The 22,071-nt window shown below is 63.3% G+C and carries 25 protein-coding genes; 6 read left to right on the top strand and 19 right to left on the bottom strand.

Features of this window, described 5'->3' with window-relative positions; genetic code table 11:
* Positions 1-84: 84 nt before the first annotated feature.
* The 7 genes from GA829_RS15115 to GA829_RS15085 form a co-directional block, all read right to left on the bottom strand.
* Positions 85-552, bottom strand: a complete 468-nt coding sequence (locus tag GA829_RS15115) for a GNAT family N-acetyltransferase (protein ID WP_195179254.1) — start codon at positions 550-552, stop codon at positions 85-87.
* 218 nt (positions 553-770) lie between these two features.
* A complete protein-coding gene (locus tag GA829_RS15110) occupies positions 771-1,001 on the bottom strand; it encodes a tautomerase family protein (RefSeq protein WP_195179253.1) in 231 nt (76 codons plus the stop codon).
* Between the two features lie 14 nt (positions 1,002-1,015).
* Entirely contained in the window at positions 1,016-1,756 is a 741-nt protein-coding gene (locus GA829_RS15105) for an SDR family oxidoreductase (protein ID WP_195179252.1), read from the bottom strand.
* Complete coding sequence (locus tag GA829_RS15100; RefSeq protein WP_195179251.1) at positions 1,749-2,960, bottom strand: arabinose transporter; 1,212 nt, start codon at positions 2,958-2,960, stop codon at positions 1,749-1,751. Before GA829_RS15100 ends, GA829_RS15105 begins: the two co-directional genes overlap by 8 nt.
* 31 nt (positions 2,961-2,991) lie before the next feature.
* Entirely contained in the window at positions 2,992-3,987 is a 996-nt protein-coding gene (locus GA829_RS15095; protein ID WP_195179250.1) for an aldo/keto reductase, read from the bottom strand.
* Between the two features lie 5 nt (positions 3,988-3,992).
* The gene (locus GA829_RS15090) at positions 3,993-4,331 is read right to left on the bottom strand and encodes a carboxymuconolactone decarboxylase family protein (RefSeq protein ID WP_195179249.1); all 339 of its coding nucleotides are present in this window, start codon (positions 4,329-4,331) and stop codon (positions 3,993-3,995) included.
* 46 nt (positions 4,332-4,377) lie between these two features.
* Positions 4,378-4,773 (bottom strand): (R)-mandelonitrile lyase, encoded by a 396-nt coding sequence (locus GA829_RS15085; RefSeq protein WP_195179248.1) that lies wholly within the window; start codon positions 4,771-4,773, stop codon positions 4,378-4,380.
* A 123-nt stretch (positions 4,774-4,896) separates the two neighbouring features.
* Here GA829_RS15085 and GA829_RS15080 point away from each other — a divergent pair, with 123 nt between their 5' ends.
* The 3 genes from GA829_RS15080 (at position 4,897) to GA829_RS15070 (ending at position 6,800) form a co-directional block, all read left to right on the top strand.
* Positions 4,897-5,787 carry a LysR family transcriptional regulator gene (locus tag GA829_RS15080; RefSeq protein WP_195179247.1) on the top strand — a complete coding sequence of 297 codons (891 nt, stop codon included), beginning with the start codon at positions 4,897-4,899 and terminating at the stop codon, positions 5,785-5,787.
* A 69-nt stretch (positions 5,788-5,856) separates the two neighbouring features.
* On the top strand, positions 5,857-6,234 hold the full coding sequence (locus GA829_RS15075; RefSeq protein ID WP_195179246.1) for an ester cyclase: 378 nt from the start codon (positions 5,857-5,859) through the stop codon (positions 6,232-6,234).
* A 389-nt stretch (positions 6,235-6,623) separates the two neighbouring features.
* Positions 6,624-6,800, top strand: coding sequence for a hypothetical protein (locus GA829_RS15070; RefSeq protein WP_195179245.1), 177 nt, complete (start codon positions 6,624-6,626; stop codon positions 6,798-6,800).
* A gap of 56 nt (positions 6,801-6,856) precedes the next feature.
* Here GA829_RS15070 and GA829_RS15065 read toward each other — a convergent pair whose 3' ends face one another.
* The 6 genes from GA829_RS15065 to GA829_RS15040 all read right to left on the bottom strand — a co-directional run bounded on the left by GA829_RS15065 (position 6,857) and on the right by GA829_RS15040 (position 14,279).
* On the bottom strand, positions 6,857-7,615 hold the full coding sequence (locus GA829_RS15065; RefSeq protein ID WP_195179244.1) for an ABC transporter ATP-binding protein: 759 nt from the start codon (positions 7,613-7,615) through the stop codon (positions 6,857-6,859).
* Positions 7,615-8,604: an ABC transporter ATP-binding protein gene (locus GA829_RS15060; RefSeq protein ID WP_195179243.1), complete on the bottom strand. Its 990-nt coding sequence runs from the start codon at positions 8,602-8,604 to the stop codon at positions 7,615-7,617. The genes GA829_RS15065 and GA829_RS15060 overlap by 1 nt, the downstream gene beginning before the upstream one ends.
* Positions 8,604-9,446: an ABC transporter permease gene (locus GA829_RS15055; protein ID WP_195179242.1), complete on the bottom strand. Its 843-nt coding sequence runs from the start codon at positions 9,444-9,446 to the stop codon at positions 8,604-8,606. The genes GA829_RS15060 and GA829_RS15055 overlap by 1 nt, the downstream gene beginning before the upstream one ends.
* Positions 9,443-10,408 carry an ABC transporter permease gene (locus tag GA829_RS15050; protein WP_195179241.1) on the bottom strand — a complete coding sequence of 322 codons (966 nt, stop codon included), beginning with the start codon at positions 10,406-10,408 and terminating at the stop codon, positions 9,443-9,445. The genes GA829_RS15055 and GA829_RS15050 overlap by 4 nt, the downstream gene beginning before the upstream one ends.
* A gap of 282 nt (positions 10,409-10,690) precedes the next feature.
* The gene (locus tag GA829_RS15045) at positions 10,691-12,232 is read right to left on the bottom strand and encodes an ABC transporter substrate-binding protein (RefSeq protein WP_195179240.1); all 1,542 of its coding nucleotides are present in this window, start codon (positions 12,230-12,232) and stop codon (positions 10,691-10,693) included.
* Between the two features lie 22 nt (positions 12,233-12,254).
* Entirely contained in the window at positions 12,255-14,279 is a 2,025-nt protein-coding gene (locus tag GA829_RS15040; RefSeq protein ID WP_195179239.1) for a CocE/NonD family hydrolase, read from the bottom strand.
* Between the two features lie 76 nt (positions 14,280-14,355).
* Between GA829_RS15040 and betI the strand changes: the two genes are divergently transcribed.
* Together betI and GA829_RS15030 are read left to right on the top strand one after the other, a co-directional pair.
* Positions 14,356-14,958 carry a transcriptional regulator BetI gene (betI, locus tag GA829_RS15035; RefSeq protein WP_195179238.1) on the top strand — a complete coding sequence of 201 codons (603 nt, stop codon included), beginning with the start codon at positions 14,356-14,358 and terminating at the stop codon, positions 14,956-14,958.
* 167 nt (positions 14,959-15,125) lie between these two features.
* The gene (locus GA829_RS15030) at positions 15,126-15,758 is read left to right on the top strand and encodes a TetR/AcrR family transcriptional regulator (protein WP_195179237.1); all 633 of its coding nucleotides are present in this window, start codon (positions 15,126-15,128) and stop codon (positions 15,756-15,758) included.
* Here the strand turns inward: GA829_RS15030 and GA829_RS15025 are convergent.
* Together GA829_RS15025 and GA829_RS15020 are read right to left on the bottom strand one after the other, a co-directional pair.
* Positions 15,752-16,603 (bottom strand): NAD(P)H-binding protein, encoded by an 852-nt coding sequence (locus GA829_RS15025; protein WP_195179236.1) that lies wholly within the window; start codon positions 16,601-16,603, stop codon positions 15,752-15,754. The two genes, GA829_RS15030 and GA829_RS15025, sit on opposite strands and share 7 nt — an antisense overlap.
* Positions 16,600-17,220, bottom strand: a complete 621-nt coding sequence (locus GA829_RS15020) for an SGNH/GDSL hydrolase family protein (protein ID WP_258052298.1) — start codon at positions 17,218-17,220, stop codon at positions 16,600-16,602. The genes GA829_RS15025 and GA829_RS15020 overlap by 4 nt, the downstream gene beginning before the upstream one ends.
* A 559-nt stretch (positions 17,221-17,779) precedes the next feature.
* Here GA829_RS15020 and GA829_RS15015 point away from each other — a divergent pair.
* The gene (locus GA829_RS15015) at positions 17,780-18,856 is read left to right on the top strand and encodes a YeiH family protein (RefSeq protein ID WP_195179234.1); all 1,077 of its coding nucleotides are present in this window, start codon (positions 17,780-17,782) and stop codon (positions 18,854-18,856) included.
* A 2-nt stretch (positions 18,857-18,858) separates the two neighbouring features.
* Here GA829_RS15015 and GA829_RS15010 read toward each other — a convergent pair whose 3' ends face one another.
* The 4 genes from GA829_RS15010 to groL all read right to left on the bottom strand — a co-directional run bounded on the left by GA829_RS15010 (position 18,859) and on the right by groL (position 22,053).
* Positions 18,859-19,356: a GAF domain-containing protein gene (locus tag GA829_RS15010; RefSeq protein WP_195179233.1), complete on the bottom strand. Its 498-nt coding sequence runs from the start codon at positions 19,354-19,356 to the stop codon at positions 18,859-18,861.
* 131 nt (positions 19,357-19,487) lie between these two features.
* On the bottom strand, positions 19,488-19,796 hold the full coding sequence (locus GA829_RS15005) for a type II toxin-antitoxin system RelE/ParE family toxin (RefSeq protein ID WP_195179232.1): 309 nt from the start codon (positions 19,794-19,796) through the stop codon (positions 19,488-19,490).
* Positions 19,793-20,053, bottom strand: a complete 261-nt coding sequence (locus GA829_RS15000) for a CopG family ribbon-helix-helix protein (protein WP_195179231.1) — start codon at positions 20,051-20,053, stop codon at positions 19,793-19,795. The genes GA829_RS15005 and GA829_RS15000 overlap by 4 nt, the downstream gene beginning before the upstream one ends.
* 371 nt (positions 20,054-20,424) lie before the next feature.
* Positions 20,425-22,053 carry a chaperonin GroEL gene (gene groL, locus GA829_RS14995; RefSeq protein ID WP_195179230.1) on the bottom strand — a complete coding sequence of 543 codons (1,629 nt, stop codon included), beginning with the start codon at positions 22,051-22,053 and terminating at the stop codon, positions 20,425-20,427.
* Between the last annotated feature and the right edge of the window lie 18 nt (positions 22,054-22,071).

The raw sequence follows: 22,071 nt of genomic DNA, 5'->3' as shown, positions 1-22,071 counted from the left end.
AGGGGGGCGCCGTAGAGTCCTGCTTTCGAAGCGTTTACGCTCTGGCCGAAGGACACAACGATCAGCATCCAGCCGCCGCCCGGATCAGCCTATCAGCCGCTTGCTCATATAGACCGTCGTGCCGTTCATGAACGGCTCTTCGCGATCGATGACATAGCCAAGCTTCCTGTAGAGCGACACATTGGCCTCGAAAGCGCCATTGGTCAGCAGGCGCAGTTCCGGACGCCTCGCCTCGATCGCCTTGCGCTCGGCCCGCTCCAGAAGCAGCCTGCCGATGCCCCTGCCCTGCGCGCGTGGCGCCACGCAGACATTCTCGATCCACAGATGATCGTCTTCCAGCATGGTTTCGATCATGCCCAGGATCACGCCGCCCTCGACGGCGAGGTCGAATGGATGCCCGGCGACGGCCTTGTCGTAATCGGTGCGCATCGGTAGCGGCTCGCGGCCGATCACCGGCACCCATTTGGCATAGGCCGCGCGCACGATGTCAGTGATGGCCGCGGCATCCGCCGCGTCGGCCCGCCGAAATTGAATGGAAGAATTGGTGGTCATCTACAGGCTCCAGACATGAAAACCCCGCCGGCGGCTTTTCGCGGGCGGGGCTGGGAAAGAACAAACCGGTCTTTATTGTGCCGGTCTTCGTCGCCGCATGGTCAGCGTCCCGCCTCGCGATACATCGCGGCGGCGTCGCTGGGCGGCTGCGGACGGAAAGATGAACATGGCGTCAAGCTGGCGCAGGAACGGTGTCGCGTCAAGCGGCCCGCCATCGCTCAGAGCGGGTCATAACCGGGCTTTTTGTAGACCAGATCCATCTTTTCCATGATGTCTGGCCGATACACCTGCTCGACCCACTCTTCCGGCTGGATGTCTTCGACACTGACGGAAATCGAACGCTCCGCGCTGCCCGCGCTTTCCATGATGGCCTTGGTGACGGCCTCGGCTATCCCTGCCTTATGCTGTTCGGACCTGCCCGCGTAGAGCTTGACGATGACGTGAGGCATTTCAGCATTCCCAATCAATATTCCTGCGCCGTGGGGCGGAACAGGATTTCGTTGATGTCGACATTCTCGGGCTGGCTCATGGCAAACACGACAGCCCTGGCAAAAGCGTCAGCCGGGATGGCCACCCGTTCATAAAGCGCGCGAACGCCCGCGCCAACAGCCGCGTCGGTAATCGTGTCGGGCAGCTCTGTCGCCACAGCACCTGGCGAGATGATGGTGGTGCGGATGTTGTGCGGTTTCACTTCCTGGCGCAGCCCTTCCGAGATGACGCGCACCGCGTGCTTGGTCGCGGCATAGACCGCGCTGCCCGGCCCGACCTTGTGGCCGGCGACCGACGACACATTGATGATATGGCCGCTTTTCTGCGCTTTCATATGCGGCATCACGGCGGCGATGCCGTAGAGCACGCCCTTGATGTTGACGTCGATCATCCGATCCCATTCCTCGACATGCAGATGTTCGAGAAGCGAACTCGGCATCAGGCCGGCATTGTTGATGATCACGTCGACACGGCCATGTGTCTTGACCGCATGATCGACCAGCCGCTTGACCTCGTCCGCCTTGCTCACATCGGTCCGCATGACCGCGTCACTGTCCAGCGAAAGCTCCGTGGCCAGCGCCTGCAACCGGTCGAGGCGCCGCGCGCCCAGCACCAGTTTCGCGCCCTCTTTGGCAAGCAGGCGTGCGGCCGCCTCGCCCAGCCCGCTGCTGGCGCCGGTGATAACGACGACCTTGCCCTTGATGTTCTCAGTCATGATTTTCTCCTTGTCGATTGGGTGAAATGGGATGGATGAGCAGCCAGACCGCGAGCGGGACCGTGCACAGCAAAAGGATGAAACTGGAAAGGAAGACCGCGCCGAGCCCGGCAATGCTTCCAATCAAGCCCAATAGAGGGCTCAGAATACCCATCGAGACATCGAGGAACGCGGTGTAGACGCCCATGGCCAGGCCTCGGCTTTCCGGCGGTGCGCGGCGCACGGCCTCCAGTCCAAGTGCGGGGTAGACGAGCGAGAAGCCAAACCCTGTCAGCACGGCTCCCACGAACCCGAGCCACGCTGAGGGCGCGGCCCAGATCAGGCATTGGCCGACGGCTTCGACAAGCACGAAGACCAGAGCCACCTTTGCGCCGCCGATCCTGTCCGCGAGATGGCCGAGGACAAGCCGCGCCATGATGAAGGCAAGTGCAAAGGCCGTGAACGATGCCCAGGCCGGCTGCCAGCCGCGATCGACGAACAGCAGAATTGCAAACGAGGTCATCGCGCCAAAGCCGAGACTTCCAAATGACAGCGCAAGGCCCGGCAACCAGACTGCCTTTGCCACGGCGGCAAAGGGGCGCTTGGCCTGGGGTTTTGGCTCCACGCCCCTGAGAGGCAGGACCAGCGCCAGAGTAGCTATGGGGACGATTGTGGTCGCGAGGCCGATGGCCGCAAAGCCGTATCGACCGAAGAGCATCGTTCCAAGCGGTGCGCCGACCGCCAGCGCGACATACATTGCCGTGCCCATCCATGAGATGACCTTGCCAGCGCTGCCGGAATTGGCGACTGCCAGGCCCCAGCTTTGCGCGCCAGTGATGATGAAGCTCTCGGCGCCGCCAAGCACCGCCCGGCCAAGGATCAGGATAGCGACGGACAGGACTGGCGTGGCGATCACCAACAGCGATGACAGGTAAAGCAACCCGGCCGCGGTCGCCATGATCAGCCCGGCGATAACCGCGCGCTTGGCGCCTCGTGTATCGGAATAAAGGCCTGCCCAGATGCGGGAGACGAGCGATGCCGTGAACTGCGCGCCGGCGACCAGCCCCACCACGAACGTACCAAACCCAAGCCGCTGGTGCACATGCAGCGGCAAAGCCGGCAGTGCGACGCCCGTGATCAGGAATACGACCGCAACGGCGGCCAAAAGCGGCAAAAGCGAGCCGGCAAGCGACGACGCCGGCCGCGCATCAACAGTGGTGGACATGGTATTTCTTTCCGTACCTGACTTGTCAGGGTCAAAGACCCGACCGCCGCATCATCTCTTCAGGGTAACGCGCCCCTTGGACGCCGATCCGCGACGAGCCGTTTTCAATCTCACTCACGTCCTCGGCGCTGAGCCGAACGGTGAGTGCGCCAAGGTTTTCCTCAAGCCGTTCAAGCTTTCGCGTGCCGAACAAGGGCACGATCCACGGCTTTTTCGCCAGCAGCCAGGCTAGGGCGACCTGCGCCGGGGTGGCCGCATGCCGTTCGCTGACGCCGCGTATCAGATCGACAAGCGCCTGATTGGCCCGGCGCGCCTCAAGCGAGAAGCGCGGGATGGAGTTGCGGAAGTCGGAACTGTCAAAGGTCGTGCCAACATCGATCTTGCCGGTCAGGAAACCCTTGCCCAGCGGACTGAACGGCACGAAGCCGATGCCGAGTTCCTCCAGCACCGGCAGGATTTCCGCCTCGGGCTCGCGGGTCCACAGCGAATACTCGCTCTGCAACACCGAGACCGGCTGGACCGCGTGCGCGCGGCGGATGGACTCCGGGCTCGCCTCCGACATGCCGAAATGCTTGACCTTGCCCTGGCCGATCAACTCCTTCACGGCCCCGGCCACGTCCTCCATGGGAACGTCCGGGTCAACGCGGTGCTGGTAGAGCAGGTCTATCTGGTCGACACGCAAGCGCCGCAGCATGCCCTCGACGGCGGTCCTGATGTGAGCCGGCTTGCTGTTGACGCCACCATGATGCACGCCGGTATCGGCGTCGATCTCCCAGCCGAACTTGCTGGCGATCACCACCTGCTCGCGCACCGGCGCCAGTGCCTCACCCACCATCTCCTCATTGGTGAAGGGACCATAGGCTTCGGCGGTGTCGAAGAAGTCGACGCCGCGCTCGACCGCATCCCGAATGAGTTTGATCATGTCGGCCTTGTCGCGAAGTTCGCGGGCTTCACTGCTGTAGCCCATGCAACCCAGCGACAGGGCCGAGACTTCGAGCCCGCTACGTCCAAGTGCGCGTTTTTGCATTGTCATTATCCCTTCTGCTCGGCGTCGGCCTGCTCGAAGACCTTGCGGGCAATGCCGAGCGCCGTGCTTGCCGCCGGCCATCCGGCGTAGAACGCCAGGTGCGTGATGGTTTCGATCAGTTCATCGCGAGTTACTCCATTCTCGAGCGCTCGCTTGATGTGGAACGGCATTTCGTTGATCCGGTATCCCGAAATCAGACTGGTGACGGTGACGAGGCTACGGTCGCGCGGCGAGAGTCCGGGGCGCTTCCAGACATCGCCGAAAAGCACCTCATCGGTATATTTGCCGAGCGCGGGAGCAATATCGGAGAAGGGATTCTTGGGGGCGGACGGTGTGTCGGTCATGATGGTTTCCTTTGTTGAGACGGCAGGTCGGAAATGACGCCTTGCATCAAACCGCGTATTGTTCGTCGGTAACCTTCTCCATCCAGTCGACGACTTTACCATCAAGTGCCTCGGCAATGGCGATGTGGCTCATCGCCGTGGTCGGAGCTGCTCCGTGCCAATGCTTTTCGCCCGGTGGGAACCAGACAATGTCGCCGGGGCGGATTTGTTCGATCTGCCCCCCTTCGCGCTGGACCAGCCCGGCACCGGACAGAACAATCAATGTCTGGCCGAGCGGATGCGTGTGCCAGGCGGTGCGTGCGCCGGGCTCGAAGGTAACGGTGGCGCCGCCGACACGGGCGGCATCGCTGCCCTTGAAAGGTGCATCAACGCGCACCGATCCGGTGAAATAGTCGGCGGGACCCTTGGCGGATGGCTGCGAGCCGCTTCGCTTGATATCCATGATTTTATTTCCTTTCGCAGCGCCGGGCAATCAGCGCCCCACTTTGATGCTCTCTATCTAGGGCCTGCAATTATCCGCGATTAGCTGCTATATCCGGCATGTACTTATGAGGATGTTTCATAAATGCCTCGGGAAAACCTCAACGAGCTTATCGCCTTTCTCGCCGTGGCGCGCGAGCGCAGCTTCACCAAGGCGGCACAGCTCGGCGTCTCCCAGTCCGCGCTCAGCCACACGATCCGGGCGCTGGAGGAGCGGCTGGGCCTCCGGCTCTTGACCCGCACCACGCGCAGCGTCTCGCCGACCGAGGCGGGCGAGCGGCTGATGCGCACGGTCGGTCCCCGGCTCGACGAGATCGAGACCGAACTCACCGCGCTCAGCGCGTTGCGCGAAAAACCCACCGGCACCATCCGCATCACGGCGGGCGAACACTCCGCCGAGACGATCCTGTGGCCGGCCATCGCCCGGCTGCTGCCGGACTATCCCGACATCAAGGTCGAGATCATCATCGACTACGGCCTGACCGATATTGTCGCCGAACGCTACGACGCCGGAGTACGGCTTGGCGAACAGGTGGCGCGGGATATGATCGCCGTGCGTATCGGGCCTGACATGCGCATGGCCCTGGTCGGCGCGCCCTCCTATTTCGAAAGGCACAAGCGGCCGGCAATGCCGCAGGACCTGATGGCGCATGACTGCATCAACCTGCGCCTGCCGACCTATGGCGGGCTCTATGTCTGGGAATTCGAGAAGGATGGCCGCGAGCTCAACGTGCGCGTCGAGGGCCAGCTGGTGTTCAACAACATCGGCCTGCGCCTGAAGGCGGTGCTGGCCGGGTTCGGCCTCGCCTACCTGCCCGAGGACCAGGTGAGCCGGGAACTCGCCGATGGCCGGCTGATCCGCGTTCTGGCCGACTGGTGTCCGCCCTTCCCCGGCTACCACCTCTACTATCCGAGCCGCCGGCAAGCGACGCCCGCCTTTTCGCTGCTGGTCGATGCCTTGCGTTATCGGGCCTAATTCATCTGGACGCGATCCGCGACCGTCCTATCTTCCACGGAACATGATCCCGCCCCTGGAGCCATCGCCGTGACCGAAACCGATCTCTACCGGGGCTATATCGACTGCCTCAACAACCAGGACTGGGAACACCTGCATCGCTTCGTCCATGACGATGTGCACTACAATGGCGACCGGGTCGGGCTGTCAGGCTACCGCGCCATGCTGGAGAGGGATTTTCGCGAAATTCCGGACCTCTATTTCGACGTCCAGCTGCTCATCGCCGACCCGCCTTTCATCGCCACCCGCATCCAGTTCAATTGCACGCCAAGGGGAACCTTCTTCGACCTCCCGATCAACGGCAGACAAGTCTCCTTCAGCGAAAACGTGTTTTATGAATTTCTGAACGACCGGATCAGGAACGTCTGGTCGGTCATCGACAAGGCGGCGATCGCGGCGCAGCTCTGATATCGCAGCGCTACGCAAAGGCCCCATGAATCATACCTGCTGTCAGGAGCAGTCGCTTCGCGTTTTGAATTGCTATTCTGCAGAGGTTTGCGCCGCCCCTCACCTGCCTGCCGGCATCCTCTCCCCGTATAGTGACGGGGAGAGGGACAGCTCTCATCGGCGGTCCGCCAATGATCAGCGCTGCAAAAAGGAAGCCAAACTTGCGGCCAGCTATTTTCTCCCCGTCACTATACGGGGAGAAATGCCCGGCAGGGCAATGAGGGGCGGCGCTGGCATTCCAAATTTGGCGATCTCGACAAATTATGAAGGAGCGATTGCCCCATGCAAATGATACCATCGCTCTTGCAGCCGCTAACAAACTTGCCGACCTTGTACATCGGAGCCCACACATGGCGAATGTCGAGAAAGTAAGCGCTACTCTTGCTCCTGAGACGGGAAGCATGGTGCGCGAACTGGGCCGGCTTTGGGACGTCGGCATGTCAAGCGGCGACGCTGTCAACGGGCATGCAGCTTTCGCCCGGATCAAAGGCAGGCTCGAGGCGAGGATTGCCGAGCGCCAAGCATAATACCGGGCTTGCGGCCATTTGCTGCGACGAGCATTAACCCGAAACTCCTAACTTACTCACCCCGCCACATGCGTCACACCAGGCCAAGCCGCCAGCAACTCGCGCGTATAGGCCTCGCGCGGCGATCCGAACAGCGCCCCGACCTCGCCGCCCTCCACCACCTTGCCCGCGCGCATGACGACGGCGTTCTCGGCGATCAGGCGCACGATGGCCAGGTTGTGGCTGATGACGACCAGCGTGATGTTGTCCGAGCGCCTGATGTCCTGCAACAGGTTGAGCAGATCGCCTTGCACGGAGACATCGAGCCCGGCGGTTGGCTCGTCCGCGATCAGGATCGACGGCTTCATCAGCAGCGCCCGGGCGATCGCCACGCGCCGCGCCTGGCCGCCGCTGATCTCGTGCGGATATTTGTCGATGACGCCGGGCGGCAGGCCGAGCCGGTTCAGGATGACGGCGAGCCGCTCATGCATCGCCGCGTGCGGCTCGCGCAGCACCGTGCCGACCTCGTTCATCAGCGTGCGGATGCGGCTGCGCGGTGACAGCGAAGCGGCCGGATCCTGGAAGATCGGCTGCACGAAGCTGGCGCGTTGCTTCAGCGCCGCGCGGCTGTGCACCAGCGGATTGCCGAGAATGCGGATGTCGCCCTGATCGAGCTTCTGCAGGCCGAGAATGGCGCGCATCAGCGTCGTCTTGCCGGAGCCGGATTCACCGACAATGCCGAAACAGGTGCCTTGCGGAATGATCAGCGAGACGCCGTCGAGCGCCGCTGTCTCGCCAAAACGCAACTGCGCATTGCTGATCGAGATCGCGTCCATCAGGAACCCGCCAGACGCAGGCAGCGGGCGCTGTGATCCGCATCGGTTCCAACCGCATAGTCGCCCGGATTGATGGCCGCGCAATCCTCGAAGGAGACATCGCAGCGGCCATTGAAGATGCAGCCGGGCGGACGCCGGCACGGGTCCGGCAACTCGCCAGATATGACCGTGAAGCGGTTTTGCGTCGCGTCGGCATGGCGCTCGCGGTCGATCGGCACCTCGCAGTCGAACAGCATGCGGGTATAGGGATGGCCGGGCTGGCGCTGCACCTCTTTGACCGTGCCGCTTTCCAGCCGTTCGCCGGCATAGAGCACCGAGATCGCGTCACAATATTCGGTGACCAGGCCGAGGCTGTGGGTGATCAGAAGCACGGCGCAGCCGATGCGGTCGCGCAGCCCGATGATCTCGCGCATGATCTGCGCCTCGACGGTCACATCCAGCGCTGTCGTCGGTTCGTCGGCGATCAGCAGTGCGGGTTCCGACAGCAGCGCCATGGCGATCACCACGCGCTGGCGCATGCCGCCCGACAGTTCGTGCGGATATTGCTCCATGCGCCGTTTCGGGTTGCTGAGCTTGACCTTGTCCAGCGCATCCTGCGCCGTCTCGACCCGCGTCTTGCGGTCGCTGCCGGGCGCGCGCCGGCGCAGCACTTCGCAGAGCTGCGTGCCGATGGTGAACACCGGGTTGAGCGACAGCATCGGGTCCTGAAAAATCATCGCCATGCCGCGGCCGCGCAGGGATGCCGTCGCATTGCGCCGGGTCAGGTCGAAACTCTTGCCGTCGATGGTCGCCGTACCCGAGACGACCTTGGCATTGTTGGCAAGCAGGCCCATCAGCGCAAAGGCAACGGTCGATTTGCCGCTGCCGGATTCGCCGACCAGCCCGAGTAGCTCGCCCTTTTTTATGTCCAGCGAGACGCCACGCAGCGCATGCGCGGTGCCTTGCGGCAGGCTGTAGTCGACGCTGAGGTTGCGCACCGAGATCGCCATCAGCGCACCCCTGCCGTCTTCGGATCGATGACGCGCCGCAGCGCTTCGCCGAGCAGCGTGGCGCCGAGCGTGGCGATGGCCAGCACCAGGGCGGCGGCGACAGTCGGCCACCAGGATTGGTTGATCGAGATGAAGCCGTCCTTGATCAGTGTTCCCAGCGAGGATTTCGGTGGCTGCACGCCAAAGCCGAGAAAGGACAGCGAAGCCTCGAAGGCGATCACGACGGGCAGGTTCATGCTGGCCAGAACGATGATCGGCCCCGCGACATTGGGCAGATAGTGCCTGACGACGATGGTGACGGGATGGACAGCCAGCATGCGCTCGGCCTCGATGAAGCTCAGGTTGCGCAGCGTCTGCGCCCTCGCCCGCGCCATGCGGCCGAACTGCGGAATGAAGACGACCGTGACCAGAAGCACGAAGGTGGCCGAACCCTTGCCGTAGAGCGCGATCAGCGCGAAGGCGAGGATCAGCGGCGGAAAGGCGTTGACGATGTCGAAGACAGCCGTCACCGCCCGGTCGACCCAGCCACCCGCGATGCCGGCGACAATGCCGATCAGCGAACCGATGATCGACGAGATGACGACGATCAGCACGGCCAGCGTGAGCGCATAGCGCGTGCCGACCGAGGTGCGCGCCAACAGGTCGCGGCCGAGATTGTCGGTGCCCAGCAGATGCGCCAATCCAGGTGCGGCAAAGCGGGCCTTGATGTCGATGGCATTGGGATCGGGGCTGACCAGCGGCCCGACCAGCGCGAACACCAGGATGGCCAGCGTGAAGGCCAGCCCGAGGCGGCCATCGCGTTCCGAACAGATGCGTTTGAGCGTCGCCAACAGCCCGTTCATCCGCGGCCCGCCGCGATGCGGGGATCGAGCAAGGCGTTGACCATGTCGACCACGAGATTGGCGACGATGTAGAAGGCGACGATGAACACCACGCAGGCCTGCACCACCGGATAGTTGCGCTGCGCGATGGAGTTGAAGATCAGGCTGCCGATGCCGGAACGGGCGAAGATGATCTCGACGACGACCGAACTGCCGATCAGGTCGCCAAGCCCTATGCCGAGAATGGAGACGACCGGCACCAGCGCCAGTTTCAGCGCGTAGAGGCCGACAATGCGGTATTCGGAGACGCCATAGGCGCGCAGCGTGCGCACATGCAGTTCCCCCAGCGTGTCGAGCAGGGACGCACGCACGAGGCGCGAGATGTAGCCCACCCAGCCAAGCGCCAGTGCAACGCTTGGCAGGATCAGGTGCTGCAGCCGGTCCACGATGTCGCCGGGCGCGCCCGCGCCCGCCACCGGCAGCCAGTGCAGGCCGATGGCGAAGACGAGGAAAAGGATGACGGACACCACCAGCGTCGGCGTGGTGATGAAGGAAATCGACAAAAGCGCCAGACCACTGTCGAGCCACGAGCCCGGCTTCAGCGCCGCGATGACGCCGATCGGAATGCCGACCACCAGCGCCAGCACCAGCGCACTGAAGGCCAGCGCCAGCGTGTTTGGAATTACATCGAGCACGATGTCGAGGATCGGCCGGTGCGAGACGACATCCTCGCCGAAATCGCCGGTCGCGGCGCGGCTGGCGAACAGCCATAGCTGTTCGGGCAGGCTGCGGTCGAGCCCCATGTCATGGGTTATCTGGGCGCGAAGCTCCGGTGTCGCCCTTGGGCCGAGCATCACCGAAGTGAAGTCGCCCGGCACAAGGCGCACCATCAGGAACAGAAGCAGCGTGGCGCCGGCGATGGTCAGCACCACCGACGCCAGACGGCTTGCGATGAAAGCGGCGGTGCGTTGCGATCTGGTCATGGACCCAGCAGGCCCGGTTGGTGGAGGTTGGTCAATGGCTTCAACCTATCTGGAGATGGGTCAATCGCGAAGGTTGGCGCTGCCCCTCATCCGGCTGCCGCCACCTTCTCCCCGTATAGTGACGGGGAGAAGGGAATGCCCGCAACGCCTTCGACAATTGGCGAAGCGGAGATCACAGCGTCCCTCTCCCCGTCACTATACGGGGAGAGGATGCCGGCAGGCAGGTGAGGGGCAGCGCCAACGTCCAGCAACCTGGACAACTCGGACCTAAGGCCCCTTCCCTCACGCCTTATCAAAGAACTCGAACTGCCAGTCCTTGCCATTGGGCAGGAACATCGGCTTCAGCCATGCCGCGTCAACAAAGAAGTTGCGGCCGTGCGTGATCCAGATGCAGGAGGCCGATTCATCGAGCAGCTTCTGCATGTCGATATAGATCGCCTCGCGCTTGGCCTTGTCCAGTGTCTCCAGCCCCTCCTGGTGCAGCTTGTCGAATTCCGGGCTGTTCCAGCGCTGCCAGTTCCACAGGCCGATCTGGCTGGCGAGGAACCACTGCGTCTGGAAGCTCGGGTCGAACTTCGAGGTGTAGGGGACGAGCGTCAGTTCGAGATCCTTGCTCGCGTCGTCGGCGCCCAGAGCCCAGTAGGCGCCGGAATCCATCGCATTGATGGTCAGCGTGATACCGACCTCGGCAAGGTTGGCCTGTGCGATCTGGGCGACCGCCAGCGACGTCGCGTCGTTGAGGCAGGTGAAGGTGAAGGTCAGCCCCGTCTTGCCGGTCTCGGCCAGCAGCGCCTGCGCCTTGGCGACATCCCTGTTATAGAGCGGCGCATCGGCCCAGTTGCCGAGCAGGCCGGGCGCCAGCAGCGTCTTGGCGCGCGAGGTGGCACCGGAATAAGCGCCCTGGATGATGGCGTCGACATCGATGGCCCAGCGGATCGCCTGGCGCACCTTGAGATCGGCGAGATCGCCCTTCTGCACGTTCATGCCGATCCAGGTGTAGTCGACGCCCGGAATGTCGATCACCTTGGTGTCGGGCAGGCCCTTGGCGGTGTCGAGCTGGTCAGCGTCGAAGGCGGTGAAGTCGAGCTCCTTGGCCTGGTAGGACAGGAAGGATGTCTTGTGCTCGGGGATGATCTTGCCGGTGATCTCCTCGAAATGCGCCTTGTATGGCCCCTTGTAATCCGGGTTGGCTGCGAGCACGAACTGCTCCTTCGGGCGCCATTCCTTCAGCGTCATCGGGCCGGAGCCGATCAGCGTCGTGGCGATCTTTTCGCCAAGTTCTTCGACAGCCTTCTTCGACAGGATCGCGCCTGAGGCGTCACAGATGCCGATCAGCCACAGCGCCGCCGACGGATGTTTCAGGGTCAGCTTGCCGGTGTATTTGCCAGTGACTTCGACCGCCTTCAGCGCTTCCATGTCGTCGGCATAGGCGAGCTTTTTGCCGCTCTTGTCGCCGTTGATGAAGCGGTCATAGGTGAACTTGACGTCGTCGGCCGTCATCTCGCCATAGCCGCCGGTGAACATCTGGCCGGGGTTGAGTTCGAAGTCGAATTCGGTGTCGGAAATCTGCTTGATCTCCTTGGCCGCGTCGTTGGTCCAGCTGGTCTTGCCCGGCTCGAAGCGCACCAGCGTCTGGCAGACCGAGCGGATGATGTTGCCTTCGGTGGTGCCGACGCGGTTGCCCGGGTCGAGATTGCCGATATCGGCATCGAGCGCGATGACCGGGTTGGTCCGGTCGGCGGCGAATGCGAACCTGCTATAGGGCAGGATCGCCAGGGCCGACGAGCCGGCGAGGAAAGTTCTGCGGTCGAGTTTCATGCGCATTTTTTGTTCCCCTTTTTGTTGGTTACATGCAGTCGCGTGGAATGACCTCGTCATAGGTTCGCTCGGCGAAGATCGCGCCGCGCTCATAGGCCTTGACCCAGCCACGCGCATAGAAATTCTCGCGGTCGCAGCTGATGGTAATTTCGCAGTCGAGGCGCGCGTTCCAATCCGGACGCGTCAACTCTTCGTGGCAGGTCACCTGGGTGACACAGCTCGCCGGATCACCGTCGGAAATGCCATAGATCTTGCGGCGCCAGGAGGTGATTTCCGTGCCCGTCTCCTCGAAGACGAAACGGCCGTCATCCGACATCGCCGTCAGTTCGGTGCGCTCGGTCGGCAGGTCGGTCGACAGCGAGCGCAGCTGGCGCGCCGGCTCCTTCACCGTCACCGGTCCCGGCTGTGCCCACAGCGCCTCCTCGAAAGCGATTGGCGCCAGGCCCTCCTCGCTGGCCAGCATCGCCAGATCGAGCCGGCATCCCCTCGGATCGAAGCTCAGCACCGTGCGCTCCGGCGACGGCCAGGCCATCGGCCAGTAGGACGAGGAAATCGCCACCCGCAGCCTGTGCCCGACAGGGATGACTTGTGCCACCGGCTTGAAATCAAGCTCGACATCCTCGAACTGGCCCGGCGTCAGCGGCGTCGGGAACTCATGGCTGTGGCGGTGCGCGAGATTGAGCAGTGCGAAGGTGATGAAGGCCGACGTGCCGTCCGGCGCCACATCGTTCAATCGCACGCAGAGCTGCGCCTGCGGCCTGTCGGCGGCAACGCGCAGCTTGATCTTCGAGACGCCGGCAAGCGAAAGCTCCGAACTCATCACATCGCTGTCGAAGCACAGCGATCCGCCATCATCGGCCCGCTGGTCGCGCGCGCCTTCGGCCGAAATCCGGCCCTGGCCATAAGGGCACCATTCCTGTCCCTGCACGCCGGTGGTGAGCGGCGAGGAAATGGTCAGCTTTGCCTCGCCGGCGCCTTGCGTCTCGCCGAGCCTGCCGTCCCCGTTCAGCCAATAGGCCTTGGCGCCGACCTGCTTTGCCGGCCATTGCGGAAAGCCCAGCCAGCGGCCCGGCCTGACACCGATATGCGAATGCGGCTTCGCGTAATCCATCAGATAGAGGCGCATGTCCGGATCGCGGTCGGCGCCATTGTCGATGCCTTTCAGCCAGTGATCATACCAGCGGATACATTCCTGCAGATAGCCGATGGCCGGACCGGGAATGCCGCTGTTCGGCTCCTTGTGGCCCCACGGGCCGCAAAGCCCCTTGGCCGGCGCCTCGAGGTTTTCCACCAGGTTGAAGATGGTCTGCGTATAACCGTCGAGATAGCCGCCGACCGCCAGCACGGCGCATTCGATCGCGGAAAAATCCTCGCAGACCGAACCCTGCTTCCAGAACGCGTCGCGGCGCTGGTGTTTCAGCCATTCGGCGGCATGGTTCTTGTGGTCGTCGAGGCGGGCTTTCCACATCTGGCGCCAGCGATCCTCGCCGACGATGGCCGGATCCGGCGGCAGTGCCGAGTAGCCGAACAGCGCCCCACCCCAGCCGAAATTGTCATTGATCACCAGCCCGCCATTGTAATGCGCGTCGCAGGCATAGCGGTCGTCGGTAGAGCAGGCCGTGATGATTGCCTTGAGCTGCGGCGGCCGGCGCGCGGCGACCTGCAGCCCGCTGAAACCGCCCCAGCTGATGCCGATCATGCCGGCGACACCAGTGCACCAGGATTGTGCACACAGATGCGCCAGGATCTCCAGCCCATCATCCTGCTCGCGCTTGACATATTCGTCGTCGAGCAAGCCGTCGGAATCGCCGGTGCCGGAAATGTCGACGCGGGCGCAGGCATAGCCATGGCCGGCGAAGAAAAGATGCATCTCGTCGTCGCCGGTGCGCGTGCCGTCGCGGCGGCGATACGGTATGTATTCGAGGATTACCGGGACGGGATTGTCTTCGGCGTCATCGGGCAGGAACAGGCGGGCCGCCAGCTTGCGGCCATCCGCCAGCGGAATCCAATGGGTTTCGACCGTTCTGACCCCGGAAATGACGACGCTTGGCATGTGAACTCCGGCTTGGATTAAATGACGATATGATATATTGAATGGCCAATCAATATACAAACGAGAAGGCATTGCAATGGCGAAACGATCCATCAAGGCGATGCGCCGCGACGAGCTGGTGGACGCCGCGATTGCCGCCGTTGGCGAGGAAGGCATGTCCGGCGCCACCATGGCGGTCATCGCCCGGCGCGCCGGCATGTCGGCCGGCCTGGTCAACCACTATTTCGACAGCAAGGAAGAGCTGCTGGCGCTGGCCATGCGCAACCTGTCGAACCTGTTTCGCCAGGACATCCTCAAGCTGGCGCCCGCCAATCCGACCCCGGCGCAGCGCCTGAAGGCGATCGTCGACGGCTCGTTCGCGCCACAGCATCTCGGCGTGCCCAAGCGCGCCGTGACCTGGATGCAGTTCATGATCGCCGCGCAGACCGAGCCGCGCATCAAGCATCTCTACCACCTGACCGGCGCGCGCTTCGTCTCCAACATCCGCTATGCCGTCAAACGGCTGGTGCCTGCGGATCAGGTCGACGACATCGTCGACGGCATCGCCGCTCAGATCGACGGCTTCTTCTGGCAGAGCGCCGGCGAATATGAGGAACAGGATCTGGAACGCGCGCGGCGCATCTGTTGGCGCTATATCTGTTTGTTGATCCCGGGGGTTGAGGCGCAACAGGATCGTTAGGCGTCTGAGCTGGCCAGCGAGCGGAACTATCTCCTGTGCGAAGATCACGAACTTGCTCTGAAGCGAGCGGACGACCATGGTATTGCGTAGCGCGTTGCCCGGGGGCGTGGCCGCTGGTATCGTCCTGTGCCGGGGTTCCGCCCGGTGACCACACACAGCAAGGCAGCATGACGACAACCGAAAGAGCCCCTGCACGGCGCGAGCCGAAGCAGCAACGTTCGCGGCACACCGTGGACGCCGTGCTCGAGGCAGTACAGCTTGTGGTGAAACGCCACGGGGTCGAGGCCATTACCACCAATCGCATCGCGGAGGCCGCCGGTGTCAGCATCGGGTCGCTATATCAGTACTTCCCCGACAAGCGCGCGATCTTCACTGCCCTTCATGACGGACACGTCAACGATGTACGGCAGGTCATCGAACAGACGACGGCCGCCTGCGCCTCGGCTCCACTGGAGGAATTCACGCGCGAACTCGTCCATGGCCTGGTGAATGCCCACGCGGAATTCGCGGACCTGCACGAGGTTGTTTCGTGCGCGGTTGCGGAGAGCGCTCCCGGCTTCAGGAACGCACTGCATCACACGTTCGGGTGGGCACTGTCACGCGCCGACCAGGAGCGGTATAGCCTCGACGAGAGGGGGCGAATGCTTTTTGTCCTTCCACGCATGGTGGAATCGCTCGTGCACGGAGCGGCCCACCAGGCGCGCGCAGACCTTTCGCGTGATGGCGCCGCGAGCGAGGCAATCCGTGCCGTACTGGTCTACGTGAATTCTTTTCAGGGCAGTGCGCCGAAACCCTACTGAAACGACACGGCGTTCTCGGCGGCCCACTGACCGAACGGGATTGGTTCCCGCCCGGTTACCCACTTTACCCCGTCGGTCACCGTGTCGAGCCGGCCCTCGCGCACCGCGCGCCAGATGTCCACGAGGGCATCGACATAGGGGCCTGCCCCGGCCCATTGGACGGTGCCTGCATGCGCCTGCCGGTCGGATATTTCCTCGAAGCCGACGGACTTGCCGATGGCTCTCCCTATCGTGGCCGCCATCTCCCCATACGACAGCGACTCAGGGCCGGTGACCACGAGTGACTGGCCGTCGTAGTCGCGCGTGGTCAACGAGACTGTGGCGACGGCGGCGACGTCGTCTGGATGGATGAATGCGATCTTGCCCCCACCCGTGGACGATCGCAGCACGCCCGCTCGGCGGATGGACTCTGACCAGCTGAGCGCGTTGGACATGAATCCGGCAGCATGAATAAAGGTGAACGCCACACCGCTTTCCCGAACCGCATCCTCGCCGCGTGCGTGCCACGGACCGGTGCCGATTCCGGTTCGCACGTCCAGGGTGGAGAGCTTGACTAGGTGCCGTACGCCGGCGCGGCTGGCAGCGAAGGACACCGCGCGATCCCGCTTCGCGAGATCCGGTCCGTCCGTCACGAGGAACACCCCGTCTACGCCAAGCAGCGCGGTATCCAACGCGGGACCCGGGTTTTCGAGGTCGCCGGTATGGATGTCGACATGGTTGCCGAAAAGGGCTTTGGCTCTCTTCGCACTGCGCACGAAAACGGATGGACGGGCTCCGGAAACAATGAGGCGCTGAGCTACCCGAGCGCCAATGTTTCCCGTAGCGCCGATGACGAGGTGTTTCACTTGAGCTTGCTCCAGCCTCGGATCACTTCGAGCGCCATCCGCTTCTGGCCTTCCAGGGTGAAATGCAGACCGTCGACCATGAGGTCGAGAGCAGGCGGACTGCCCAACGCAGCGAAGACATCGATGACCGCCTCATCGCCGTCGCGGACAATCTTGGCGACGCGCTCCAGATCGTCGTTGCGAAACCGAACCCCAAATCTGGCAAGGCCCGGATGCGCCGCGACCTGCGACTCATTGACCGCCGGCGGAGTGATCCAAACGGAGCGGGCCTTGGTCTCTCTGGAAACGCGCTGGCGCAGCTCCGCAACGTTGCGCGCGGTCTCCTCATGATGGACGAGTGTCTTGGTGGGGTGTGGGCCCTGCGTGCGTGCGTCGTTGGTGCCGAAAAGGAAGAGGATCCAGTCTGGCTGGGCATTGGCAATCTCGCCGAACCGGACGAGACCGTGAGTGGTCGTCTCACCTCCCACCGCGCTGATGGTTAGCGAAATCTCCTCGGCACCGCGCCGCATTGCCAGCATTTCCCTCAGAATCACCGCCCAGGACTGTGGGTCAGACGTCAAGCTGTCGCCAAACACCACGATTTTGGCTCCTTTCCGAAGGGGCAGGCGATCGATCATTGATCCAACGGCCTGGTCGGCAAGCAGGGCGCCAGCCGCTTCCGAGGCCTCATTTTGCAAGCGGCCAAGTTCCGCCGCGTAGACCTCGACCGGAAGGCCGAGCAGAGCGGCATGAGCGTCCTGGCCGAAATTGGCACCTCCCGGCAGTGAGGCCAGGCTCCGCTCGGGTTGGATGACCTTCAAAAGCCAGTTCACTTGTTCGTTCGACATCCATTCACCTCGCACCTGGATTCATCTTCGTAAGGTGAAAAATAGCCGCGCCTCAGGAACGCCGCTACTCGCGTTGCCTGGTTAGGTAAGCCATTGTAACTGAATGATAATTTTTTAACGACCCAGAGCCCCGTTCAGATTCAAGCGGTTGCCGGTCGCGACTTCGCCAATCGCCAACGTCGGAACGTCTCCCTTCTGCGCGTCTCTATACGGGAGAAGGTGCCGGCACGCGGATCAGGGGCGGCGCCTGCAATCGTTCGTAAAAATCGATCATTCTAACCAAAACAATTCGTTGGAAAGATCAGTCTAGGAATGGCATTCCCCAGGCGTACCCGCCTGGAGAATTGAATTGTCTTCCCTGACCCGCGTCGCGAACGATATTCCGAAAAGCACGATTTCCGCCGATCTGGCCGCCGGCCGCAAGCGCCTCGATTCAGTATGGAACGGCATCGTGCCCGGCGTCATTCTCGTCGCCATGATCACGGCTGTCGCTTTCTCGGCCCACAATGTCTCAGGCCTTGCCCTGTTCAGCCCGATGATCCTGGCCGTCGTCGCCGGCATGATCTACTCCAACGTGCTGGGCACGCCCGCCCACGCCAAGGCCGGCATCGCGTTTTCGCAAAAGCGCCTGCTGCGCTTCGCCATCGTGCTGCTTGGCTTCCAGCTGACGCTCGGCCAGGTCGTGTCGATCGGCTTCAGCGGCGTCGGCATCGTAGCGGCGACGCTGGGCGCCACCTTCCTCTTCACCATCACGCTCGGCCGGATGATCGGCGTCGACGCCAAGCTGGCGCAGCTGATTGCCGCCGGCACCTCGATCTGCGGCGCCTCGGCCATCGTCGCCACCAACATCGTCACCGAAGCGCGTGACGAGGACGTCACCTATGCCGTCGCCTCGATCACCCTGTTCGGAACCATCGCCATGCTCGGCTTCCCGCTGCTGGCGCCGGTGCTCGGCCTCGACCAGCACGCGTTCGGCCTGTGGGCCGGCGCCTCGATCCATGAGGTCGCGCAAGTGATCGGCGCCGGCTTCCAGAACGGCGCTCAGTCCGGCGAAATCGCCACTGTCGCCAAGCTGACCCGCGTCGCCATGCTGGCGCCGATGGTCATCGCGCTCGGCCTGATGGCGGCGCGCGGCAGGAGCAGCGGCCAGTCGGGTGATCAGGCCGGCGCGCGGCCACCGATGCCGTGGTTCGTCGCGGCCTTCGTTGCCGTCGTGGCGCTCAACAGCCTCGTCACGGTACCGGCGGAAGTGAAGCACGCGATCGTGCTCGCCACCACCATCATGCTCACCATGGGCCTTGCCGCCATGGGCCTGCAGGCCGACATTTCGCAACTGCGCTCGCGCGGCCTGCGCCCGCTGGCCCTCGCCTTCTGCGCCTTCCTCTTCATCGGCTGCTTCAGCCTGATGCTGGTGAAGCTGGTCTAGGTTCAGTCCTCGAAGGAACTCGACGACGCGTAGATCGCCGCCAGCGTCTCGATGCCGGCCTGGTCGTCGCTGTCGAAGCGGCCCGGCGTCGGGCTGTCGAGATCGAGCACGCCGAAGACGCCGTCATCGTCCTCCAGCAGGACGACCAGTTCCGAGCGCGAGGCGGCGTCGCAGGCGATATGGCCGGGGAAATCGTGCACGTCCTTGATCAGCATCGACATGCCGAGCTCGATCGCGGTTCCGCACACGCCCTTGCCGACCGCGATGCGCACGCAGGCCGGTTTGCCCTGGAACGGCCCGAGCACCATTTCCGCGTCGGATTGCAGGAAATAAAAGCCAGCCCAGTTGAGGTCGGGCACCATCTGGAAGATCAGCGCCGCGGTGTTGGCGGCATTGGCGATCGAGTCGCTCTCGCCGTCGAGCAGCGCCTTCAGCTGGGTGGCGAGATCGCGGTAGAATGCGGTCTTGTCCGCGGTGTCGATGGCCTTGGCCGCAAACATATGTTGTCTCCTAGCAAGATCAGCGGTTCCGTTTCCGCAACGCTCTGCACCAAACGACGACCACACCATATAGCGTGAATTCCACCGCCTCCGAAAGCCGTGCGACGCCATCTATTCACGGCGCCCCGGGTTCATTCCGGCCAATCCTCCGGCTGCCAGTCTCGCGACGTATGGATTACCCGAATGATCGATATGACTTCCCGGTCGACTGGCGCGGTGAGCGAGTAGGCGATGATGTAGGGCAAACCGGTGACGACTTTCTCATAGCTGCCTGACACACGCCCCGCCCGACCAGTTGGCATTTTCCCAAGCGCCGCGCCGGTATCACGAATTCGGTCCGCAACGCGGCCCGCCGCCGCCGGATTGTCGGCGGCGATATAGGCAAGCTGCTGCTTGAGGTCGTCCAGGGCTTCGCGCGACCACTGAACGGCTCGCGTCACGCCTTGCCGCCCTTGGCGGCATCGATGACGGCATGGAGTTCCGCCATGGCGTCATCATGGGGAACCACGCGACCGGCCGCGACATCGGCCATACCGCGCTTGATCCCGTCGACAATTGAGAGCTCGCGGTCGACATAGGCGGCAACCGCTTCAGCCGCGAGATAGGATTTGCTGCGTCTGGTGTTCGTCGCCAGCCGGCCAAGTTTTTCCTTGATTTCAGGCGTAACGCGGATAGTCATCGTGGTGCTAGCTGTCATGGTGAAAGCCTCGTGCTCGGTTGTGTACAGGCTGGCACAAAGCGATCTTGAAAACCAGACCTACGCCGCCTGGAGGCGAGATCGGACTGGAAAGCGGCCTTGGCTGACATGCCGGCAACCCTCGCCCGCGAACATGGCTAGTCTTCGCTGCGGGAATCGCGGTTCGGTTTCGGCAACCCGCCGGATCGGCGGTTCCCCATCCGGGCTCGGCCGAGACGGTCGAACTCGCACCCTGACGCGTGACATTGTGCTGAGGCTGAGCGGAAAGTGGCGATGCCGACCGCCGGGCATGGATGTACAAATGCCCGGCACAATGGCCGGGCATTTGAAAGTCGGTTCCAGGTCCGATTTCCGGGCCCCGGAGAAGCGGCTTAGTAGCCGCCCATGCCGCCGCCACCACCCGCGGGCGCGGCATCCTTGGCCGGGATGTCGGTGATCATCGCTTCGGCGGTGATCAGAAGTGCCGCGATCGATCCGGCGTCCTGCAATGCGGTGCGCACCACCTTTGCCGGATCGACGATGCCGGCCTTGATCATGTCGACATAGGTCTCGTTCTGGGCGTCGAAGCCCTGGTTGTGGTCCTTGCTGTCCGTCAGCTTGCCGACGACGATCGAGCCTTCGACGCCGCAATTCTCGGCGATCTGCCGGATCGGCGCCTCAAGTGCCCGCGCCACGATCGCAATGCCCGCGGTGACATCGGAATTGATGCCGGTCAGGCCGTTGAGCACCGAACGGGCGCGCAGCAGCGCGACGCCGCCGCCGGGCACGATGCCTTCTTCAACCGCCGCGCGGGTGGCGTTCAGCGCATCGTCGATGCGGTCCTTCTTTTCCTTGACCTCGGTCTCGGTGGCGCCGCCAACGCGGATGACCGCAACGCCGCCCGCCAGCTTGGCCAGACGCTCCTGCAGCTTTTCCTTGTCGTAGTCCGAGGTGGTTTCCTCGATCTGCGCCTTGATCTGCGAGACACGCGCCTGGATGGTCGCCTTCGGACCGGCGCCGTCGATGATCGTGGTCGTGTCCTTTTCGATCAGCACCCGCTTGGCGCGGCCGAGCATCTCGATGGTGATGTTCTCCAGCTTGATGCCGAGATCCTCGGAGATCATCTGGCCAGCTGTCAGCACGGCGATGTCTTCCAGCATTGCCTTGCGGCGATCGCCGAAGCCCGGCGCCTTGACCGCCGCGACCTTGAGGCCGCCGCGCAGCTTGTTGACGACCAGCGTCGCCAGGGCCTCGCCTTCGACGTCTTCGGAAATGATCAGCAGCGGCTTGCCGCTCTGCACCACCGCTTCGAGGATCGGCAGCATCGCCTGCAGGTTGCCAAGCTTCTTCTCGTGGATGAGGACATAGGGGTCCTCTAGCTCGACGCGCATCTTCTCGGCATTGGTGACGAAATAGGGCGAGAGATAGCCGCGATCGAACTGCATGCCTTCGACGACATCGAGTTCGGTATCGGCGGTCTTGGCTTCCTCGACGGTGATGACGCCATCATTGCCGACCTTGTCCATGGCCTTGGCGATCATCTCGCCGACCGTGGCATCGCCATTGGCGGCGATGGTGCCGACCTGCGCGACTTCAGCCGAGGACTTGACCTTCTTGGCGCGTGCCTTGATCTCCTGGACGACGGCGGCAACGGCAAGATCGATGCCGCGCTTCAAATCCATCGGGTTCATGCCGGCGGCAACGAACTTGGCGCCTTCGCGCAGGATCGACGAGGCCAGCACCGTGGCGGTGGTGGTGCCGTCGCCGGCGAGATCGTTGGTCTTGGAGGCCACTTCGCGCACCATCTGCGCGCCCATGTTCTCGAACTTGTCGGCGAGCTCGATCTCCTTGGCGACGGTAACGCCGTCCTTGGTGATGCGCGGCGCGCCATAGGCCTTGTCGATGATGACATTGCGGCCCTTGGGGCCGAGCGTCACCTTGACGGCGTTGTTGAGGATCTCGACGCCGCGCAGCATGCGGTCGCGCGCATCGGTGGAGAATTTGATTTCCTTGGCAGACATTTTTTTATCCAGTTCGTT

Origin of the sequence: Mesorhizobium sp. INR15 (assembly GCF_015500075.1) — a bacterium.
Taxonomy (GTDB): domain Bacteria; phylum Pseudomonadota; class Alphaproteobacteria; order Rhizobiales; family Rhizobiaceae; genus Mesorhizobium.
Note: the sequence above shows the minus strand (reverse complement) of the source record. Positions and strands in the feature narration are given on the sequence as shown.

What these genes read in the sequence shown, in the direction of transcription:
- GA829_RS15115 (WP_195179254.1), bottom strand. Translation starts at nt 552, where the DNA reads ATGACCACCAATTCTTCCATTCAATTTCGGCGGGCCGACGCGGCGGAT.
- GA829_RS15110 (WP_195179253.1), bottom strand. Translation starts at nt 1,001, where the DNA reads ATGCCTCACGTCATCGTCAAGCTCTACGCGGGCAGGTCCGAACAGCAT.
- GA829_RS15105 (WP_195179252.1), bottom strand. Translation starts at nt 1,756, where the DNA reads ATGACTGAGAACATCAAGGGCAAGGTCGTCGTTATCACCGGCGCCAGC.
- GA829_RS15100 (WP_195179251.1), bottom strand. Translation starts at nt 2,960, where the DNA reads ATGTCCACCACTGTTGATGCGCGGCCGGCGTCGTCGCTTGCCGGCTCG.
- GA829_RS15095 (WP_195179250.1), bottom strand. Translation starts at nt 3,987, where the DNA reads ATGCAAAAACGCGCACTTGGACGTAGCGGGCTCGAAGTCTCGGCCCTG.
- GA829_RS15090 (WP_195179249.1), bottom strand. Translation starts at nt 4,331, where the DNA reads ATGACCGACACACCGTCCGCCCCCAAGAATCCCTTCTCCGATATTGCT.
- GA829_RS15085 (WP_195179248.1), bottom strand. Translation starts at nt 4,773, where the DNA reads ATGGATATCAAGCGAAGCGGCTCGCAGCCATCCGCCAAGGGTCCCGCC.
- GA829_RS15080 (WP_195179247.1), top strand. Translation starts at nt 4,897, where the DNA reads ATGCCTCGGGAAAACCTCAACGAGCTTATCGCCTTTCTCGCCGTGGCG.
- GA829_RS15070 (WP_195179245.1), top strand. Translation starts at nt 6,624, where the DNA reads ATGGCGAATGTCGAGAAAGTAAGCGCTACTCTTGCTCCTGAGACGGGA.
- GA829_RS15065 (WP_195179244.1), bottom strand. Translation starts at nt 7,615, where the DNA reads ATGGACGCGATCTCGATCAGCAATGCGCAGTTGCGTTTTGGCGAGACA.
- GA829_RS15060 (WP_195179243.1), bottom strand. Translation starts at nt 8,604, where the DNA reads ATGGCGATCTCGGTGCGCAACCTCAGCGTCGACTACAGCCTGCCGCAA.
- GA829_RS15055 (WP_195179242.1), bottom strand. Translation starts at nt 9,446, where the DNA reads ATGAACGGGCTGTTGGCGACGCTCAAACGCATCTGTTCGGAACGCGAT.
- GA829_RS15050 (WP_195179241.1), bottom strand. Translation starts at nt 10,408, where the DNA reads ATGACCAGATCGCAACGCACCGCCGCTTTCATCGCAAGCCGTCTGGCG.
- GA829_RS15045 (WP_195179240.1), bottom strand. Translation starts at nt 12,232, where the DNA reads ATGCGCATGAAACTCGACCGCAGAACTTTCCTCGCCGGCTCGTCGGCC.
- GA829_RS15040 (WP_195179239.1), bottom strand. Translation starts at nt 14,279, where the DNA reads ATGCCAAGCGTCGTCATTTCCGGGGTCAGAACGGTCGAAACCCATTGG.
- betI (WP_195179238.1), top strand. Translation starts at nt 14,356, where the DNA reads ATGGCGAAACGATCCATCAAGGCGATGCGCCGCGACGAGCTGGTGGAC.
- GA829_RS15030 (WP_195179237.1), top strand. Translation starts at nt 15,126, where the DNA reads ATGACGACAACCGAAAGAGCCCCTGCACGGCGCGAGCCGAAGCAGCAA.
- GA829_RS15020 (WP_258052298.1), bottom strand. Translation starts at nt 17,220, where the DNA reads ATGATCGATCGCCTGCCCCTTCGGAAAGGAGCCAAAATCGTGGTGTTT.
- GA829_RS15010 (WP_195179233.1), bottom strand. Translation starts at nt 19,356, where the DNA reads ATGTTTGCGGCCAAGGCCATCGACACCGCGGACAAGACCGCATTCTAC.
- GA829_RS15000 (WP_195179231.1), bottom strand. Translation starts at nt 20,053, where the DNA reads ATGACAGCTAGCACCACGATGACTATCCGCGTTACGCCTGAAATCAAG.
- groL (WP_195179230.1), bottom strand. Translation starts at nt 22,053, where the DNA reads ATGTCTGCCAAGGAAATCAAATTCTCCACCGATGCGCGCGACCGCATG.